The 17954-nt window shown below is 66.8% G+C and carries 17 protein-coding genes and 1 tRNA gene; 12 read left to right on the forward strand and 6 right to left on the reverse strand.

Translation table 11 applies throughout. The features are described from left to right. Positions 1-55: 55 nt before the first annotated feature. Together rapZ and WS70_RS16170 are read left to right on the forward strand one after the other, a co-directional pair. Positions 56-949 carry an RNase adapter RapZ gene (gene rapZ, locus WS70_RS16165; protein ID WP_059471774.1) on the forward strand — a complete coding sequence of 298 codons (894 nt, stop codon included), beginning with the start codon at positions 56-58 and terminating at the stop codon, positions 947-949. 26 nt (positions 950-975) lie between these two features. Then, positions 976-1608 (forward strand): LON peptidase substrate-binding domain-containing protein, encoded by a 633-nt coding sequence (locus WS70_RS16170; RefSeq protein ID WP_059596768.1) that lies wholly within the window; start codon positions 976-978, stop codon positions 1606-1608. A gap of 275 nt (positions 1609-1883) precedes the next feature. Here WS70_RS16170 and mutY read toward each other — a convergent pair whose 3' ends face one another. After that, the gene (gene mutY / locus WS70_RS16175; RefSeq protein ID WP_059596769.1) at positions 1884-2990 is read right to left on the reverse strand and encodes an A/G-specific adenine glycosylase; all 1107 of its coding nucleotides are present in this window, start codon (positions 2988-2990) and stop codon (positions 1884-1886) included. Positions 2991-2994: 4 nt separating this feature from the next. Beyond that, the gene (gene mutM, locus WS70_RS16180; RefSeq protein ID WP_059471777.1) at positions 2995-3825 is read right to left on the reverse strand and encodes a bifunctional DNA-formamidopyrimidine glycosylase/DNA-(apurinic or apyrimidinic site) lyase; all 831 of its coding nucleotides are present in this window, start codon (positions 3823-3825) and stop codon (positions 2995-2997) included. Positions 3826-3914: 89 nt separating this feature from the next. Here mutM and WS70_RS16185 point away from each other — a divergent pair, with 89 nt between their 5' ends. The 8 genes from WS70_RS16185 (at position 3915) to hisC (ending at position 11078) form a co-directional block, all read left to right on the forward strand. After that, positions 3915-5735: a tetratricopeptide repeat protein gene (locus WS70_RS16185; protein ID WP_059596770.1), complete on the forward strand. Its 1821-nt coding sequence runs from the start codon at positions 3915-3917 to the stop codon at positions 5733-5735. After that, complete coding sequence (gene lolB, locus WS70_RS16190; RefSeq protein ID WP_059471779.1) at positions 5732-6364, forward strand: lipoprotein insertase outer membrane protein LolB; 633 nt, start codon at positions 5732-5734, stop codon at positions 6362-6364. The genes WS70_RS16185 and lolB overlap by 4 nt, the downstream gene beginning before the upstream one ends. Before the next feature lie 31 nt (positions 6365-6395). Next, the gene (ispE, locus tag WS70_RS16195) at positions 6396-7277 is read left to right on the forward strand and encodes a 4-(cytidine 5'-diphospho)-2-C-methyl-D-erythritol kinase (RefSeq protein ID WP_059471780.1); all 882 of its coding nucleotides are present in this window, start codon (positions 6396-6398) and stop codon (positions 7275-7277) included. A gap of 53 nt (positions 7278-7330) precedes the next feature. After that, positions 7331-7407 (forward strand) — tRNA-Gln (locus tag WS70_RS16200). A gap of 46 nt (positions 7408-7453) precedes the next feature. After that, entirely contained in the window at positions 7454-8410 is a 957-nt protein-coding gene (locus WS70_RS16205; protein ID WP_059471781.1) for a ribose-phosphate pyrophosphokinase, read from the forward strand. Between the two features lie 165 nt (positions 8411-8575). Continuing rightward, positions 8576-9190: a 50S ribosomal protein L25/general stress protein Ctc gene (locus WS70_RS16210; protein WP_059471976.1), complete on the forward strand. Its 615-nt coding sequence runs from the start codon at positions 8576-8578 to the stop codon at positions 9188-9190. A gap of 111 nt (positions 9191-9301) precedes the next feature. Then, entirely contained in the window at positions 9302-9907 is a 606-nt protein-coding gene (gene pth / locus WS70_RS16215; protein WP_059471782.1) for an aminoacyl-tRNA hydrolase, read from the forward strand. Between the two features lie 103 nt (positions 9908-10010). Further along, positions 10011-11078, forward strand: a complete 1068-nt coding sequence (gene hisC, locus WS70_RS16220) for a histidinol-phosphate transaminase (RefSeq protein ID WP_059596863.1) — start codon at positions 10011-10013, stop codon at positions 11076-11078. A 120-nt stretch (positions 11079-11198) separates the two neighbouring features. On the opposite strand, the gene WS70_RS16225 is transcribed toward hisC, so the two are convergent. From WS70_RS16225 to rsmD, 3 genes are all read right to left on the reverse strand, one after another. Beyond that, on the reverse strand, positions 11199-11462 hold the full coding sequence (locus WS70_RS16225) for a YfhL family 4Fe-4S dicluster ferredoxin (protein ID WP_059471783.1): 264 nt from the start codon (positions 11460-11462) through the stop codon (positions 11199-11201). 63 nt (positions 11463-11525) lie between these two features. Beyond that, on the reverse strand, positions 11526-12026 hold the full coding sequence (coaD, locus tag WS70_RS16230) for a pantetheine-phosphate adenylyltransferase (RefSeq protein WP_059471784.1): 501 nt from the start codon (positions 12024-12026) through the stop codon (positions 11526-11528). 111 nt (positions 12027-12137) lie between these two features. Continuing rightward, a complete protein-coding gene (rsmD, locus tag WS70_RS16240; protein ID WP_059596771.1) occupies positions 12138-12764 on the reverse strand; it encodes a 16S rRNA (guanine(966)-N(2))-methyltransferase RsmD in 627 nt (208 codons plus the stop codon). A 255-nt stretch (positions 12765-13019) separates the two neighbouring features. On the opposite strand from rsmD, the gene ftsY reads away from it, so the two are divergent. Then, the gene (gene ftsY / locus WS70_RS16245) at positions 13020-14324 is read left to right on the forward strand and encodes a signal recognition particle-docking protein FtsY (RefSeq protein ID WP_059596772.1); all 1305 of its coding nucleotides are present in this window, start codon (positions 13020-13022) and stop codon (positions 14322-14324) included. Between the two features lie 112 nt (positions 14325-14436). Here ftsY and maiA read toward each other — a convergent pair whose 3' ends face one another. Further along, positions 14437-15081: a maleylacetoacetate isomerase gene (gene maiA, locus WS70_RS16250; protein WP_059471787.1), complete on the reverse strand. Its 645-nt coding sequence runs from the start codon at positions 15079-15081 to the stop codon at positions 14437-14439. A 398-nt stretch (positions 15082-15479) separates the two neighbouring features. Here maiA and nirB point away from each other — a divergent pair, with 398 nt between their 5' ends. Next, positions 15480-17924, forward strand: a complete 2445-nt coding sequence (gene nirB / locus WS70_RS16260) for a nitrite reductase large subunit NirB (protein WP_059471788.1) — start codon at positions 15480-15482, stop codon at positions 17922-17924. Positions 17925-17954 lie beyond the last annotated feature (30 nt).

The following is a 17954-nucleotide window of genomic DNA, read 5'->3' on the forward strand; positions in this document are numbered from 1 at the left end:
CCACGCTGGCGCAATGAGCCGGTGCTATGATGAAACGTCAGGATTTTCTCTTTCCATGCGCATTGTCCTCATCACCGGCATCTCCGGCTCCGGCAAGTCCGTCGCGCTGAACGCGCTCGAGGACGCAGGCTACTATTGCGTCGACAACCTGCCGCCCCACGTGCTGCCCGAGCTCGCCCACTACCTTGCCGCCGAAGGCCAGAACCGGCTCGCCGTCGCGATCGACGCGCGCTCGAGCGCCTCGCTCGACGAAATGCCGGGCCTCATCCGCGCGCTGTCGCGCGAGCACGACGTGCGCGTGCTGTTCCTGAACGCGAGCACGCAGGCCCTGATCCAGCGCTTCTCCGAAACGCGCCGCCGCCATCCGCTGTCGGGCTCGCCGTCGCACGACGCGGACGTCGGCCTGCTCGTGTCGCTCGAAGAGGCGATCGAGCGCGAGCGCGACCTCGTCGCGCCGCTCGCCGAATTCGGTCATCAGATCGACACGAGCAACCTGCGCGCGAACGTGCTGCGCACGTGGGTCAAGCGCTTCATCGAGCAGAAGAACGACGATCTCGTGCTGATGTTCGAATCGTTCGGCTTCAAGCGCGGCGTGCCGCTCGACGCCGATTTCATGTTCGACGTGCGCGCGCTGCCGAACCCGTATTACGACCACGAGCTGCGCCCGCTCACCGGGCTCGACCAGCCGGTCGTCGCGTTTCTCGACGCGCTGCCCGTCGTCCATCAGATGCTGGACGACATCGAATCGTTTCTCACCAAATGGCTGCCGCATTTCCGCGAAGACAATCGCAGCTACCTGACGGTCGCGATCGGCTGCACGGGCGGCCAGCATCGATCGGTGTTTCTCGCGGAGACGCTTGCCGCGCGTCTTTCGCGGCAGGCCAACGTGATCGTGCGGCATCGTGACGCGCCCGTCGCCGTGGACGCGTCGTCGCGGCTGGTGACCTAGCGCCGCTCACTTTTCCCGTCCCCGCCATGTCCTCTCTGTCGACCACGCTCATCGATTTGCCGCTCTTTCCACTGCATACGGTGTTGTTTCCGGGCGGACTCTTGCCTCTGAAAGTCTTCGAGGCGCGCTATCTGGACATGGCGCGCGCGTGCCTGCGCGACGACGCGCCGTTCGGCGTGTGCCTGCTGAAGAGCGGCCCCGAAGTCGCTCAGGAAGATGAAGTATCGGTGCCCGAGACGATCGGCTGCATGGCGCGGATCGTCGAGTGCGACACCGGCGAATTCGGCATGCTGTTCCTGCGCACGATCGGCACACAGCGCTTCGAGCTGCTGTCGCATCGGGTCGAAGCGAACGGCCTGCTCGTCGGCATCGCCGAGCCGATGCAGGACGACATCCCGCTCGAAGGCGATGAAGCGCTCGCGCAATTCGGCGCGTGCGCGGAGGCGCTCGACCGGATCGTCGACGTGCTGCGCAAATCCGAAGCCGAGTTGCCGTTCGCGGAGCCGTTCCGCTTCGAAGACCCGACATGGGTGTCGAATCGGCTCGCCGAAGTGCTGCCGCTCGATCTGCGCGCGCGGCAGAAGCTGATGGAGTTTCCCGACGTCGGCGCACGGATCGACGCGGTTCATCGGGAATTGAATCGTCACGGATGGCTGTAGGCGCGAGGCGTCGTTCGATCGCCGGGGCTTTGAGACAGGACAGCCGGAACTGCTCGGCGTTTTTGGGTATGAGCCGCACTCGGCCGGATCCTTGGCCAGCGACAGGCAGCACATTCGTACGCGACGATCCGTGCTACCGCCCCGAACATCGCTTCATGACGAAGGCTCGTCGGCCACAACCCGCTGCCCTTTCGCAGCGCGCCTTCGATGCCGCGCGCCGTCGCCGCACGGCTCGCCGGCGCGCGCATCATCCGGCCTTTGACCGACCACCCAGCCTACGGCAAAGACCCGCTCAGCCCGTCGAGCAGCTTACGCACGGGCGCCGGCACGCCGTATGCGTCGAGCTTGTCGAGCGCGACCCATGCGGCCTCGTCGTCGGCGGCCTGCAACACGCCGCCCGCCGCGCTGTCGAGCTCGGCAAGCCGCGGCTCGATCTCGAGCCTGAAGTGCGTGAACGTATGCGTGAGCGGCGCGAGCGGCGCGAGCTCCGCGCCACCGAACTCGCGCGCGCGCAGCGCGAGCGCGGCATCGCCGTCCGCTTCGGGCAGGCTCCACAAGCCGCCCCAGATGCCCGTGGGCGGACGCCGCAGTAACAGCACCGCGTCGCCGTCGCGCAGCACGAGCATCCATGTGCGGCGCGTCGGCACCGCCTTTTTCGGACGCGCGGCGGGCAGCTCGCGCTGCCGCCCGCTCTGCTCGGCCACGCAGTCGCCCGCGAACGGGCAGCGCGCGCAATCGGGCCTGCCGCGCGCACAGAGCGTCGCGCCGAGATCCATCAAGCCCTGCGTGTACGCGGTGACGTCGGCCGGCTCGCCCGCATCGGGCAGCAGCGCCTCGGCGAGGGCCCACATCTCGTTCTCGACACGCTTGTCGCCCGGAAAACCCTCGACGCCGAACACGCGCGCGAGCACCCGCTTCACGTTGCCGTCGAGGATCGTCGCGCGCGCACCGAACGCGAACGACGCGATCGCCGCGGCCGTCGACCGGCCGATGCCCGGCAGCTCGGCGAGCGCTTCGGGCGACGCCGGGAACGCGCCGCCGTGCAGCTCGACGACCGCCTGCGCGCAGCGATGCAGATTGCGCGCACGCGAGTAGTAGCCGAGCCCGGCCCACAGCGCCATCACGTCGTCGATCGGCGCGGCCGCGAGCGCGGCGACGTCCGGATAGCGCTCGAGAAAGCGCATGTAATACGGCACGACGGTCGATACCTGCGTCTGCTGCAGCATGATCTCCGACAGCCAGATCCGATACGGATCGCGGGTGTTCTGCCACGGCAGGTCGTGGCGGCCGTGCTTGCGCTGCCACGCGATCAGCGTCGGCGCGAAGGCGGTGTGAAGCGGCGTGATGACAGGCGGTGCGAGGGGGATGCGGGGCGGTTTCAAGATTTCAACGCTGGCAATTCGGACAAAAATAGGTGGACCGCTGGCCTTGGACGATCTGGCGGATCGGCGTGCCGCAGACTCGGCACGGCTCGCCCGCGCGATCGTAGACGGAACAATCGAGCTGGAAGTAGCCACTCTCGCCGTTGCTGCCGACGAAGTCGCGCAGCGTGCTGCCGCCGCGCTCGATCGCATCGGCGAGCGTCGCGCGCACGGCTTCGGCGAGGCGCTCGCAGCGCGGCAGCGACACGCGCCCCGCCGCGGTGGTCGGCCGGATGCCGGCGCGAAAGAGGCTCTCGGACGCGTAGATGTTGCCCACGCCGACGACGATGTCGCCCGAGAGCAGCGCCTGTTTGACCGACACTGTGCGTCCGCGCGTGCGCTTGAAGAGGAGCGCACCCGTGAACGCGGGCGAGAACGGCTCGACGCCGAGGCTCGCGAGAAGCGGATGCGCCTGCACGTCGCCCGCGTCGCGCGGATGCCAGAGCACCGCGCCGAAGCGGCGCGGATCGCGAAAGCGCAGCACGAACTCGTCGAAGATCCAGTCGACGTGATCGTGCTTCGCGGGCGCGGGCGGCAGCGCGTCGTTCGGCAGCACGCGCAGCGTGCCCGTCATCCCGAGATGGACGATGAACCATCCGGCATCGACTTCGAACAGCAGGTACTTGCCGCGCCGCTCGACGTTCAGCACCTCGCGCGCCCTCAGCAATTCGGCGAAGCCGGCGGGCACGGGCCAGCGCAGCATCGCGGTGCGCACGTCGACGCGCTTCACGCGCCGCCCGGCGACGAACGGCTCGATGCCGCGGCGCGTAACCTCGACTTCCGGCAACTCTGGCATGTTTTACGGGTCTCTAATCTGGCTAATGGCGATTGTGCGCGTATTGTAGCGAGCGCGTTACAATCGGCTGAAACATCGAACGGATTTCCATGACTTTGTCCTCGAAGCTGTCCCAGAAGCGCCCAGCCGCGACGCGCGGCCCGCGCGCCGTCCCGGTGCGCCGCGCGATCGGCGCCGCGCTCGTCGCGGCGTGGACGTTCGCTGCGTTCCCCGCTCACGCGCAAGACGATGCAGGCGACGACGCCCCTCAGGCCACGTTCGCGCCGACGCTGCCAGAAGAGCAGAAGGATCTGCCGAACGTCGCGCTGACGAGCCAGATCGTCTATCAGGTGCTCGCGGCCGAAGTCGCGCTGCAACGCAATCTCCCGGCACCCGCCTACCAGACCTACCTCGCGCTCGCGCGCGACACCCGCGATCCGCGGATGGCGCAGCGGGCGACCGAGATCGCGCTCGCCGCACAGAGTCCGGCCGATGCGCTGACCGCCGCGAATCTGTGGCGCGAGTATTCGCCGAGCTCGCCCCGCGCCGCGCAGGTCGACGCCGCGCTGCTCGTGCTCGGCGGCAAGCCGGCCGACGCGCAGCCGATGCTCGCGCAGGAGCTCGCGCGCGCGACGGGCGAGAACCGCGGCGAAGCGATCATCGCGCTGCAGGCGCTGCTCTCGCGCGGCCCGAATCGCGTCGGCGGCCTGACCGTGCTGCAGGATCTGCTGAAGAACGACATGAACCGGCCCGAGGCGCGGCTCGCGATCGCGCGCCAGCAGCTCGCGACCGACGACAAGGACGGCGCGACGCAGTCGCTGAAGGAAGCGCTGCGGATCAAGCCCGATTACCTGCCGGCCGCGCTGATGCTATCGCAGATGGGACCGAACGAGCGCGCGGCCGGGGTAGTGTCGTTCGAGAAGTTCGTCCAGCAGAATCCGAAATCGCGCGACGGGCGCCTCGCGCTCGCGCAGCTCTATCTCGCCGACGACCGCCTCGACGACGCGCAGAAGCAGTTCGAGGCGATGCGCCGGAACGATTCGAGCGACCCGACGCCGCTGATGGCGCTCGCGCTCATCAAGATCCAGCAGAAGCACCTCGACGACGCGAGCACGTACCTGAAGCAGTACGTGAAGGTCGCTCAGAAGAAGCCGGGCGCGGACGTCGGCCAGGCTTACGTCTATCTCGCGCAGATCGCGCTCGACCAGAACAACGAGACGCTCGCCGCGCAATGGCTCGACAAGGTCGACGAATCGAGCCAGCAATACGTGCCCGCGCAGGTCACGCGCGCGCAACTGCTGCAGAAGCAGGGCAAGGCCGAAGAAGCGCGCAAGCTGCTCGCGAACCTGCAGGTGTCCGACCCGCGCGACGCCGCGGTGATCGCGCGCACCGACGCGTCGATCCTCTTCACGTCGAAGCGCTACAAGGAAGCCGCGGACCGGCTCGCGCAGGCGGTCGAGGATTTCCCGGACGATCCCGATCTGCGCTACGACTACGCGATGGCGAGCGAGAAGATCGGCCAGTACACGACGATGGAGCAACAGCTGCGTCTGCTGATGCGCGCGCAGCCGGATAATCCGCAGGCATACAACGCGCTCGGCTATTCGCTCGCCGATCGCAACCTGCGCCTTCAGGAAGCGGACACGCTGATCGAGAAAGCCAGCTCGCTTGCGCCGAACGACGCGTTCATCATGGACAGCCTCGGCTGGGTCAAGTACCGCCTCGGCGACATGACGGGCGCCGCGAAGATCCTGAAGCGCGCGTACGACCTGCAGCCGAACGCGGAGATCGGCGCGCATCTCGGCGAAGTGCTATGGAAGGCCGGCGCGCAGGACGAAGCGCGCGCCACGTGGCGCGCCGCGCAGAAGCTCGAGCCCGACAACGACACGCTCGTGCAGACGCTCAAGCGCTTTCAGGTGAACGGACTTTGATGACGATGCCGCGTTTCGCCCGGCCGCGCGCGCACGCCGCGCGCGGCTTCGCCCTCGCTGCGGCGGCCGCTGCCGCCGTCGCGCTCGCCGGCTGTGCGACCCAGCCCAAGCGCGCGCCCGTCACCGCCCCGAACGCGCTGCAGACCGAGCAGAATCGCGCGTATACGGGCCGCTTCGCGGTCCAGTACCAGGACCAGCTCGGCAATCCGCGCAACGTCTACGGCAATTTCGATTGGCAGGAACAGGGCACGAACGTGTCGCTCGAACTGCGCAGTCCGCTCGGCCAGACGCTCGCGATCGTGAAGTCGGCGCCGAACGGCGCATCGCTCGAACTGCCGAACCGTCAGCCGCAGTACGCGCCCGACGTCGGCGAGCTGATGCAGCGGGCGCTCGGCTTCGCGCTGCCGCTCGACGGCCTGCGCTACTGGCTGCTGCCGACGCCCGCGCCCACGACGCCCGCGGCCACGGTGCGCGATCCGCAGGACGGCACGCGGATCAAGGAAATCCGTCAGGACGGCTGGACCATCGATTACGTCTCGTACGCCGACGCGCCCGCCGCCGGCGTGAAGCGCATCAACCTGGCGCGGCAGACGCCGCCGCTCGACATCAAGCTCGTGCTCGACCGCTGATCGCGTGCTTTTCTCCGACAAAGCTATTCGCATGACCGATACGACCCGCTCGCTGCGCGACTGCCTCGCCCCGGCGAAACTGAACCTGTTCTTGCACATCACGGGCCGCCGCCCGGACGGCTATCACGAGCTGCAAAGCGTGTTCCAGCTGCTCGATTGGGGCGATACGCTGCATTTCACGCTGCGCGACGACGGCAAGGTGTCGCGCAGGACCGACGTGCCGGGCGTGCCGGAAGAAACCGATCTCGTCGTACGCGCGGCCTCGCTGCTGAAGGCGCACACGGGCACGGAAGCCGGGGTCGACATCGAAATCGACAAGCGCCTGCCGATGGGCGCGGGCCTCGGCGGCGGCAGCTCGGACGCGGCGACGACGCTGCTCGCGCTCAACCGCCTGTGGAAACTCGATTTGCCGCGTGAAGAACTGCAAGCGCTCGCGATAAAGCTCGGCGCCGACGTGCCCTTCTTCGTGTTCGGAAAAAATGCGTTCGCAGAGGGTATCGGAGAAGCGTTGCAGCAGGTACAATTGCCGGTTCGTTGGTTCCTGGTTGTGACGCCACGGGTTCATGTTCCGACCGCAGCGATTTTCTCCGATAAATCGTTGACAAGGGATTCAAAGCCCATCACAATTACGGACTTTCTTGCACAGCAAAGCTGCGACGCAGGATGGCCAGACAGCTTCGGCCGGAATGACATGCAGCAAGTTGTGACAGGCAAGTACGCGGAAGTTGCAAAGGTGGTCGAATGGTTTTACAATCTGACCCCCGCGCGGATGACCGGCTCTGGAGCTAGCGTGTTTGCGGCGTTCACGAGCAAGGTTGAGGCAGAAGCGGCGCAAGCCCAACTGCCGGCCGGCTGGAACAGCGCAGTTACCGAGAGCTTGAGTGAGCATCCACTCTTCGCTTTCGCGTCATAGAGTTTTGCGCCATCGGATGGCCTACACTTCCGGTGGAGCTCAGAGTTAAGTGTAGGGGAGTCGCCAAGTTGGTCAAGGCACCGGATTTTGATTCCGGCATGCGAGGGTTCGAGTCCTTCCTCCCCTGCCAAAATTTCTTTCCCGCATTTCCCGCCTAAGCCTGAAGCAGGTGTACGATGAGCAGCCATGACGGCCTGATGGTTTTTACTGGCAACGCCAATCCCGCGCTTGCTCAGGAAGTCGTCAAAATTCTTGGTATTCCCCTCGGCAAAGCGATGGTCAGCCGTTTCTCCGACGGCGAGATCCAGGTCGAAATCCAGGAAAACGTGCGCGGCAAGGACGTCTTCGTCCTGCAATCCACGTGCGCGCCGACGAACGATAACCTGATGGAACTGATGATCATGGTCGATGCGCTGAAGCGCGCATCCGCAGGCCGGATCACCGCCGCCATCCCCTACTTCGGCTATGCGCGCCAGGATCGCCGTCCGCGTTCGGCGCGCGTCGCGATTTCCGCGAAGGTCGTCGCGAACATGCTGGAAATCGCCGGCGTCGAGCGGATCATCACGATGGATCTGCACGCCGACCAGATTCAAGGCTTCTTCGACATTCCCGTCGACAACATCTACGCGACGCCGATCCTGCTGGGCGACCTGCGCAAGCAGAACTACCAGGATCTGCTCGTCGTGTCGCCGGACGTCGGCGGCGTCGTGCGCGCCCGCGCGCTCGCGAAGCAGTTGAACTGCGACCTCGCGATCATCGACAAGCGTCGTCCGAAGGCGAACGTCGCCGAAGTGATGAACATCATCGGTGAAGTCGAAGGCCGCACTTGCGTGATCATGGACGACATGGTCGACACGGCGGGCACGCTCTGCAAGGCCGCGCAAGTGCTGAAGGAGCGCGGCGCGAAGCAGGTGTTCGCATACGCGACGCACCCGGTGCTGTCGGGCGGCGCGGGCGACCGGATCGCCGCTTCGGCGCTCGACGAGCTCGTCGTCACCGACACGATTCCGCTGTCCGCCGAATCGCTCGCGTGCCCGAAGATCCGCGCGCTGTCGAGCGCGGGCCTTTTGGCCGAAACGTTCTCGCGGATCCGCCGCGGCGATTCGGTGATGTCGCTGTTCGCGGAATCCTGAAGCGAACCGCAGCTGAAATTGTTTAGCGCAAAAAGCGAAGCGACGAGCTTCGCTTTTTGCACAATCGGCCGGGACCGACGAACCCCCGGCCATTCGATCGGGGGCCTCATGCAGTCGCGGGGCCCCGTTTTACTGCCTGGTCGCGGGCAGCAAATGGAGAAACACATGAAAGTCGTCGCTTTCGAGCGCCAACAGCAAGGTACGGGTGCGAGCCGCCGCCTGCGCAACGCCGGTAAGACCACGGGTATCGTGTATGGTGGTGAAGCAGCCCCGCAAATGATCGAACTCGATCACAACGCCCTGTGGCACGCGCTGAAGAAGGAAGCCTTCCACTCGTCGATCCTCGATCTCGAAGTGGCCGGCCAGTCGCAACAGGTTTTGCTGCGCGACGTGCAATACCATCCGTTCAAGCAGCTCGTGCTGCACGTGGACTTCCAGCGCGTCGACGCGAAGAAGAAGCTGCACACGAAGGTGCCGCTGCACTTCCTGAACGCTGAAGTCAGCCCGGCCGTGAAGCTGTCGAGCGCAGTCGTGTCGCACGTCGCGACCGAAATCGAAGTCGAGTGCCTGCCGGCCGCTCTGCCGGAATTCCTCGAAGTCGATCTGTCGAAGATCGAAGCAGGCCAATCGCTGCATGCGAAGGACATCGCGCTGCCGAAGGGCGTCGCGCTGGTCGCGCACGTCGACGCCGAAAACCCAGTGGTCGCTTCGGCGACGATCCCGGCCGGCGCCGTGTCGGAAGAAGCGGCTGCGGGCGAAGGCGAAACGCCGGCTGCCTAAACGCCCTTCGGACCGTTTCGCACGACGGTCGACGACCCGCCGAGGCTTGCCCGGCGGGTTTTTTCATTTTTGCAGCCCGCGAGGGCAAGCCCTGACGGGCAAGCGTTCATCATGATCAAACTGATCGTCGGCCTCGGCAACCCCGGGGCGGAATACACCGCGACGCGCCACAACGCAGGCTTCTGGCTCGTCGACCAGCTCGCGCGCGAAGCCGGCGCGACGCTGCGCGACGAGCGGCGCTTCCACGGCTTCTACGCGAAGGCGCGCCTTCACGGCGAGGAAGTCCATCTGCTCGAGCCGCAAACGTACATGAATCGCTCCGGCCAATCGGTCGTCGCGCTCGCGCATTTCTTCAAGATCCTGCCGGACGAGATCCTCGTCGCGCACGACGAGCTCGACCTGCCGCCCGGCGCGGTCAAGCTGAAATTGGGCGGCGGCAGCGGCGGCCACAACGGCCTCAAGGACATCTCCGCGCACTTATCGTCGCAGCAGTACTGGCGGCTGCGGATCGGCATCGGCCATCCGCGCGACCTGATTCCCGAAAGCGCGCGCGCGGGCGCGAAGCCCGACGTCGCGAACTTCGTGCTGAAGCCGCCGCGCAAGGAAGAGCAGGACGTGATCGACGTCGCGATCGAGCGCGCGCTCGCCGTGATGTCGACCGTCGTCAAGGGCGAGACCGAGCGCGCGATGATGCAGCTGCATCGCAACGGCGCGTAAGCCGGGCGCCTTTCCCGCCGCCGCTTGCCGTGCACTCGGGGCGGCCGCACATCGGTTAAGCTCGTCCTTTTACTGCTTCTTTTACCGCATCAGGAGCCACGTGGTGAGCCGTTACTGGAGCGACATCGTCCATCAACTCGAGCCGTACGTGCCGGGCGAGCAGCCGGCGCTCGCGCATCCCGTCAAGCTGAACACGAACGAGAATCCGTATCCGCCGTCGCCGCGCGCGATCGACGCGATCCGGCGCGAGCTCGGCGACGCGGGCGAGGCGCTGCGCCGCTATCCGGACCCCGTCGCGCGCAAGCTGCGCGAGACGGTCGCCGCGCATCACGGCATCGCGCCCGAGCAGGTGTTCGTCGGCAACGGCTCCGACGAAGTGCTCGCGCACATATTCCAGGCGCTCTTGCAGCACGACCGGCCGCTGCGCTTTCCGGACATCACGTACAGCTTCTATCCGACCTATGCGCGGCTCTATCGCGTCGCATACGAGACGGTGCCGCTCGCCGACGACTTCTCGATCGACATCGACGACTATCTCGACGACACCGGCTGCGTGCTGTTCCCGAACCCGAACGCGCCGACGGGCCGCGCGCTGCCGCTCGCGGACGTCGAGCGGATCGTCGCCGCGAATCCGAGCTCGGTCGTCGTGATCGACGAGGCGTATGTCGATTTCGGCGCGGAGTCGGCGGTATCGCTGATCTCGCGCTATCCAAACCTGCTCGTCGTGCACACCGCATCGAAGGCGCGCTCGCTCGCCGGCATGCGCGTCGGCTTCGCGTTCGGCGATGCGGCGCTGATCGACGCGCTCACGCGCGTGAAGGACAGCTTCAACTCCTACCCGCTCGATCGACTCGCGCAGGTCGCGACGCAGGCGTCGTACGAGGACGACGCCTGGTTCCAGGCGACGCGAAAGCAGGTGATCGCGAGCCGCGAGCGGCTTGTCGGCGCACTGGTCGCGCTCGGCTTCGACGTCGTGCCGTCGGCGGCGAACTTCGTGCTCGCGCGCCATCCTCGCCACGACGCGGCGACGCTTGCAACGCGGCTGAAGGAGCGGGAGATTTTCGTGCGGCACTTCAAGCTGCCGCGGATCGATCAGCACCTGCGCATCACGGTCGGCACCGACGCGGAGTGCGGCACGCTCGTCGCGGCGCTGCGCGAATTGCTCGCGTAGCGGCCGGCTAGTGCGGATTCACGTGCGAACGCAAGCGAAAACAGGAGCGGCAAGGCGGCGAGCAGGCCGCCGTCGCAAGCAAGCCAGCGGCGACAGGCTCAACCCGCCCGCCGCGACGCATCACACGCCGTCCTTCTCCGCCGCGATCAGCACGCGATACTTCGCCATCAACTGATCCTTCGTCTCGGGACGACTCGGATCCTGCGGAATGCATTCGACGGGACACACCTGCTGGCACTGCGGTTCGTCGAAATGGCCAACGCACTCGGTGCACTTGTTCGGATCGATCACGTAGATTTCCGGGCCCATCGAAATCGCGCCGTTCGGGCACTCAGGCTCGCACACGTCGCAATTGATGCACTCGTCGGTAATCATCAAAGCCATACTGGTCTCACTTCCGCCGGCGCGCGGCCGGCCGCTTCGGGCCGCCTGCCGCGCGCGCGGCGCTCACGCGGACGGCGCCTGGGCCATCGCGGCCACTTTCTCCGTCAGCCACTTTTCGACCGACGGGAACACGAACTTGCTGACGTCGCCGCCCAACTGCGCGATCTCGCGCACGATCGTGCCCGAGATGAACTGATATTGGTCCGACGGCGTCATGAACATGGTCTCGACGTCGGGCAGCAGGTAGCGGTTCATCCCCGCCATCTGGAACTCGTACTCGAAGTCCGACACCGCGCGCAGGCCGCGCACGATCACACGCGCGTCGTTCGCCCGCACGAAATCCTTCAGCAGCCCGGTGAAGCCCATCACCTTCACGTTCGGGTAATGGCCCAGCACCTCGTTCGCAATCTTCAGACGCTCCTCGAGCGAGAAGAACGGCTTTTTCGCGCGGCTGTCGGCGACGCCGACGACCAGCGTATCAAAAATGCTCGACGCGCGCCGCACGAGATCCTCGTGGCCGCGCGTCAGCGGATCGAACGTACCCGGGTACACGGCGACTACCATGTCGCTCCTCCTGTCATCGAGCCAATTGGGGTCAGGGCCAGACGCGTCGCGCGCGGCCACCGACGTGGGCGCACGTCGCGACTGCACGCGGCGCCTCGTTTGGAACGCGCATTATTCATCATTTTCGCGTTGCAGCAAATGATAGTGGACGGCGCCCGCCTTGCCGTGCCGCGTCACTTGCCAGCCGGCGAGCGACGCGTGCTCGGACGGATCGAGCGGCGCGCCCGTCTCGACGTACAGATAGCCGCCCGGCGCGACGAGATTCGGCGCGAGCGCAAGCGCGCGCGCGAAGGCAGCCGCGTCGCCGAACGGCGGATCGACGAACACGATGTCGAACGAGCGCGGCGCAAGGCCCGCCGCGATGCGCAGCGCGTCGGCTTCGGCGATCTCGATCGCGCGCGCCGCGAGCTTGTCCTTCAGCGCGCGCAGTTGCTGCGCGGCACGCGGATGGCGCTCGACCATCACGACGCTCGCCGCGCCGCGCGACGCCGCCTCGAAGCCGAGCGCGCCGCTGCCCGCGAACAGGTCGAGGCAGCGCCGGCCTTCGAGATCCTGGCCGAGCCAGTTGAAGAGCGTCTCGCGCACGCGGTCGGGCGTCGGACGCAGACCGTCCAGGTCGAGCACCGGAAGCGGCGTGCGCTTCCAGTCGCCGCCGATGATGCGGATCGTGTGCGGCTTGCCGCGGCCGGCCGCTGAGGCTCGCTGCGCCGGCGGCCGCGCCGGAGAGGAACGGGACATACGGAAGAATTCGATACGGAAGCGTTGGAAACGGAATGAACCGGTCGGAAACGGCGCGATGCGCCGCGATGACGCGCACGTTACCACAAGCAGCGCGCATGCTCTGCCGCAGCCGCACGGTGAAGCCCGTGCGCCTGATAAAATGCCGGGTTTCCGGTGCGCGGGCACGCCGCACGCGCGCCGCCAGGCTCTCGCACAGGGCCCGGCCGCTCGGCGCACCCGGCGCCGCGCCCCGCCTCTTCCGCAAGCGAAACCATGTTCAGCTTCTTCAAACGATTCAAGAAAGCGCCCGAAGCCGCACCGGCCGAGCCGCAGCAAGCCCCCGACGCGCAGCAGGACGACGCGGGCAGCTCCGCCGCGCCCGAGATCACGCGGGTCGATACGCCTGTCGCACCGGTCGCGCGCGACGAAGCGCCGGCCGTCGCGCCGTCGAGCCCCGTCGCGCGGCCGTCCGCCGCGAGCGCACCCGCGACGCCGCCTGCCGCTCCGTCCGCCACGACGCCGGAACCGCCGGTTCAGCAGCAACCGTCCGCAGAACCCGCGCGGCCGTCCGCCGAGCCCGCGCCTTCCGTCGTGATGACGGTCACGCCGTCCGCGAACGGCCGCAACGAGGTCGTCGAGACGGTCGAGATCGTGCCGCCGCCCGCCCCCGAGCCGGCCGCGAAGAAATCGTGGCTTGCGCGGCTGAAATCCGGCCTCGCGAAGACGAGCTCGAGCATCACGACCGTGTTCGTCAACACGAAGATCGACGAGACGCTCTACGAGGAGCTCGAAACGGCGCTGCTGATGTCCGATGCCGGCGTCGACGCAACCGAACATCTGCTCGACGCACTGCGCGAGAAGGTACGCACGGGCCGCCTCACCGATCCGCAGCAGGTGAAGGACGCGCTGCGCGGCCTGCTCGTCGATCTGCTGAAGCCGCTCGAGAAATCGCTCATGCTCGGACGCGCGCAGCCGCTCGTGATGATGATCGCCGGCGTGAACGGCGCGGGCAAGACGACGAGCATCGGCAAGCTCGCGAAGCATCTGCAAAGCTTCGATCAGTCGGTGCTGCTCGCGGCGGGCGACACGTTCCGCGCGGCCGCGCGCGAGCAGCTCGCGATCTGGGGCGAGCGCAACAACGTGACCGTCGTCCAGCAGGAAAGCGGCGACCCGGCCGCGGTGATCTTCGACGCGGTCAGCGCCGCGCGCGCGCGCAACATCGACGTGATGATGGCCGATACCGCGGGCCGCCTGCCGACGCAGCTGCATCTGATGGAAGAGCTTCGCAAGGTGAAGCGCGTGATCGGCAAGGCGCACGACGGCGCGCCGCACGAGGTGCTGCTCGTGATCGACGCGAATACCGGACAGAACGGGCTTACGCAGGTGAAGGCGTTCGACGATGCGCTCGGCCTCACGGGCCTCATCGTCACGAAGCTCGACGGCACCGCGAAGGGCGGCATCCTCGCCGCGATCGCGCGGCAGCGGCCGATTCCGGTGTACTTCATCGGCGTCGGCGAGAAGGTCGAGGATCTGCAGCCGTTCAGCGCGGAGGAATTCGCGGACGCGCTGCTCGGCTAAGCCGCGCGCGCCGCGATCGATCCGTCGCGATCTTCGCGATTCCGCCATCCCGCAACGAAACGGGCGCCCCGCAAGGCGCCCGTTTTTCATTGGCGCGCGGCCGATGCAACGCTCATTCGGCGTCGGGCTGCGCGGCGGGCGCGGCCGCCTTGAAAGCGTCGAGCGTCATCGCGTGATCGTGGATCCGCTGGATCGTCGGAAACCGCTCGAGGCCGATCGAGAAGCGGTGCGCGTTGAACACCTGCGGGACGATGCAGAGATCGGCGAGCGTCGGCGTATCGCCGAAGCACAGCTTGCCCGTGCGCGGATCGTTCGAAAGACGCGCCTCGAGCGACTTGAAGCCCGCCTCGATCCAATGGCGGTACCACGCATCCTTCGCGTAGTCGTCGACCTTCAGCGTGTGCTTCAAATACTTCAGCACGCGCAGGTTGTTGAGCGGATGGATCTCGCAGGCGACCTGCAACGCGATCGCGCGCACGTACGCGCGGTCGACGAGCGCCTTGGGCAGCAGCGGCACGTCCGGGTACGCTTCTTCCAGATACTCGATGATCGCGAGCGACTGCTGCAGCGCCGATTCGCCGTCGATGAGCGTCGGCACGAGCGCGTCGGGGCTGAGCGCGCGATATTCGTCGGTCAATTGCTGGCCGCCGTCGCGCAGCAGATGCACCGGCACGTAGTCGAACGGCAGCTTCTTCAGATGCAGCGCGATACGCACGCGAAACGCCGCCGAACTGCGGAAATAGCTATATAGCTTCATCAGTGTCCCTCATTGTCTCGATCGTCGATCTTCTCGCCGGCGCCCGCGCGCGGTTCCCGCGATGCGCGCGAAAGCGCGAACCGCGAGACGGGCGTCTGCCCGTCCCGCCGCGCCGAATGCTCCGGTATCGGCCGAAAGTGTAACGCGGCTCGCGCGACGCCGGTTTCGCGCCGCCGATCCGGCGGCACTTTGTCGGTGCAGTGCTGTCGCGATGCACGCTTCGCGTGCGAATCCGTTCGTTCGGCGTGCGCCGGCGCACCAAGCGCACGCGCGCGATCCGCGCCCGCCACCCCGCCGTCCTGTTAATTAGCGGCCCAATAAAAAGTGGCATGGCGCTTGCTATTTTTGTGCATCGAACACGGGCCCCCATGACAAGCGGCCCAGTCAGGAGATCCCCGATGCGGAAGATGAAGCTGGTGATGGTCGGCAACGGCATGGCCGGAGTGCGCACCCTTGAAGAACTGTTCAAGCTCGCCCCCGATTTGTACGACGTGACGGTATTCGGCGCCGAACCGCATCCGAACTACAACCGGATCCTGCTGTCTCCCGTGCTCGCGGGCGAGCAGACGCTCGAGCAGATCGTGCTCAACGACTACGCGTGGTACGAACGGCACGACATCACGCTGCACGTCGGCAAGAAGATCGTGAAGATCGACCGCGTGAAGCGCGTCGTGATCGCCGAAGACGGCACCGAGGCCGCGTACGACCGCCTGCTGCTCGCGACCGGCTCGAATCCGTTCATGCTGCCGATCCCGGGCGCGGATCTCGACGGCGTGCTCGGCTATCGCGACATCGCCGACACGCAGGCGATGATCGATGCCGCCGCGCGCCACACGCATGCGGTCGTGATCGGCGGCGGCCTGCTCGGCCTCGAGGCGGCGAACGGCCTGAAGCTGCGCGGAATGGACGTGACGGTCGTCCACCTCGCGCCGACGCTGCTCGAGCGCCAGCTCGACGCGACGGCGGGCGGCCTGCTGCGCACGTCGCTCGAAGCGCGCGGCCTGAAATTCGCGATGCCGAAGGAAACGCAGGCGCTCGTCGGCGACGAGAGCGGCCGCGTGTGCGCGGTGCGCTTCAAGGACGGCGAAACATGCAAGGCCGATCTCGTCGTGATGGCGGTCGGCATCCGCCCGAACACAACGCTCGCCGAAAGCGCGGGCCTCTATTGCAATCGCGGAATCGTCGTCAACGACACGATGCAGACCTACGACCCGCGCATCTATGCGGTCGGCGAATGCGTGAGCCATCGCGGCATCGCATATGGCCTCGTCGCGCCGCTCTTCGAGCAGGCGAAAGTCGCGGCGAACCATCTCGCGCAGTTCGGCATCGGCCGCTACACGGGCTCGGTGACGTCGACGAAGCTCAAGGTCACGGGTATCGATCTTTTCTCCGCGGGCGACTTTCTCGGCAGCGGCGACACCGAAGACATCACGTTGTCCGATCCGATCGCAGGCGTGTACAAGAAGCTCGTCATCAAGGATGACAAGATCGTCGGCGCGTGTCTGTACGGCGACACCGCCGACGGCGCATGGTATTTCAAGCTGCTGCGCGAAGGCCGCAACGTCGCCGACATCCGCGACACGCTGATGTTCGGCGAGACGAGTCTCGGCGACACCGGCCACAGCGGCGCGACGCACGCGATGACGATGGCCGACGACGCCGAAGTGTGCGGCTGCAACGGCGTGTGCAAGGGGACGATCGTCTCGGCGATCAAGGAAAAAGGCCTCTTCACGCTCGACGACGTGCGCAAGCACACGAAGGCGTCCGCGTCGTGCGGATCGTGCACGGGCCTCGTCGAGCAGATCCTGATGTCGACGCTCGGCGGCGACTATTCGGCGTCGCCGAAGGCGAAGCCCGTGTGCGGCTGCACCGACCGCACGCATTCGGAAGTGCGCGCGGCGATCCGCGAGCACAAGCTGCTGTCGGTGCCGTCCGCGATGCATTTCCTCGAATGGCGCACGCCGAACGGCTGCGCGACCTGCCGCCCGGCGCTCAACTATTACTGCATCAGCACGTGGCCGCACGAAGCGAACGACGATCCGCAATCGCGCTTCATCAACGAGCGCGCGCACGCGAACATCCAGAAGGACGGCACGTATTCGGTCGTGCCGCGGATGTGGGGCGGCGTGACGACCGCCGGCGAGCTGCGCCGCATCGCGGACGTCGTCGACAAGTACGCGATTCCGACGGTGAAGGTCACGGGCGGGCAGCGCATCGACCTGCTCGGCGTGAAGAAGGAAGACCTGCCGGGCGTCTGGCACGACCTCGGGATGCCGAGCGGCCATGCGTATGCGAAGGCGCTGCGCACGGTGAAGACCTGCGTCGGCTCGGAATGGTGCCGCTTCGGCACACAGGACTCGACGCTGATGGGCCAGCAGCTCGAGCGCGCGCTGTGGCGCATGTACGCGCCGCACAAGGTGAAGCTCGCGGTGTCCGGCTGCCCGCGCAACTGCGCGGAATCGGGGATCAAGGACGTCGGCGTGATCGGCGTCGATTCGGGCTGGGAAATCTACGTGGGCGGCAACGGCGGCATCAAGACCGAAGTCGCGCAGTTCTTCTGCAAGGTGAAGACGCACGAAGAGGTGCTCGAGTACGCGGGCGCGTTCCTGCAGTTGTATCGCGAGGAAGGCTGGTATCTGGAGCGCACCGTGCACTACCTCGAGCGCGTCGGCCTCGACCACGTGAAGGCCCGCATGCTGGACGATGCGGACAATCGCCGCGCGCTGTGGGAGCGCCTGCAATTCGCGCTGAAGGACGAGCCGGATCCGTGGCACGACTCGAAGGAAGCGCAGGTCGATCTGCGCCAGTTCATCCCGATCGCGGTCGCGCCCGCCGACGCGTGATGCGCGTCGATGCGCCGCGCATCGCGCCGC

The sequence above is a fragment of the Burkholderia mayonis genome, from assembly GCF_001523745.2.
In the GTDB taxonomy this organism is placed as follows: domain Bacteria; phylum Pseudomonadota; class Gammaproteobacteria; order Burkholderiales; family Burkholderiaceae; genus Burkholderia; species Burkholderia mayonis.

Coding starts and splice junctions, on each gene's coding strand:
- rapZ (WP_059471774.1), top strand. CDS start 56: ATGCGCATTGTCCTCATCACCGGCATCTCCGGCTCCGGCAAGTCCGTC.
- WS70_RS16170 (WP_059596768.1), top strand. CDS start 976: ATGTCCTCTCTGTCGACCACGCTCATCGATTTGCCGCTCTTTCCACTG.
- mutM (WP_059471777.1), bottom strand. CDS start 3,825: ATGCCAGAGTTGCCGGAAGTCGAGGTTACGCGCCGCGGCATCGAGCCG.
- WS70_RS16185 (WP_059596770.1), top strand. CDS start 3,915: ATGACTTTGTCCTCGAAGCTGTCCCAGAAGCGCCCAGCCGCGACGCGC.
- ispE (WP_059471780.1), top strand. CDS start 6,396: ATGACCGATACGACCCGCTCGCTGCGCGACTGCCTCGCCCCGGCGAAA.
- WS70_RS16205 (WP_059471781.1), top strand. CDS start 7,454: ATGAGCAGCCATGACGGCCTGATGGTTTTTACTGGCAACGCCAATCCC.
- WS70_RS16210 (WP_059471976.1), top strand. CDS start 8,576: ATGAAAGTCGTCGCTTTCGAGCGCCAACAGCAAGGTACGGGTGCGAGC.
- pth (WP_059471782.1), top strand. CDS start 9,302: ATGATCAAACTGATCGTCGGCCTCGGCAACCCCGGGGCGGAATACACC.
- WS70_RS16225 (WP_059471783.1), bottom strand. CDS start 11,462: ATGGCTTTGATGATTACCGACGAGTGCATCAATTGCGACGTGTGCGAG.
- coaD (WP_059471784.1), bottom strand. CDS start 12,026: ATGGTAGTCGCCGTGTACCCGGGTACGTTCGATCCGCTGACGCGCGGC.
- rsmD (WP_059596771.1), bottom strand. CDS start 12,764: ATGTCCCGTTCCTCTCCGGCGCGGCCGCCGGCGCAGCGAGCCTCAGCG.
- ftsY (WP_059596772.1), top strand. CDS start 13,020: ATGTTCAGCTTCTTCAAACGATTCAAGAAAGCGCCCGAAGCCGCACCG.
- maiA (WP_059471787.1), bottom strand. CDS start 15,081: ATGAAGCTATATAGCTATTTCCGCAGTTCGGCGGCGTTTCGCGTGCGT.
- nirB (WP_059471788.1), top strand. CDS start 15,480: ATGCGGAAGATGAAGCTGGTGATGGTCGGCAACGGCATGGCCGGAGTG.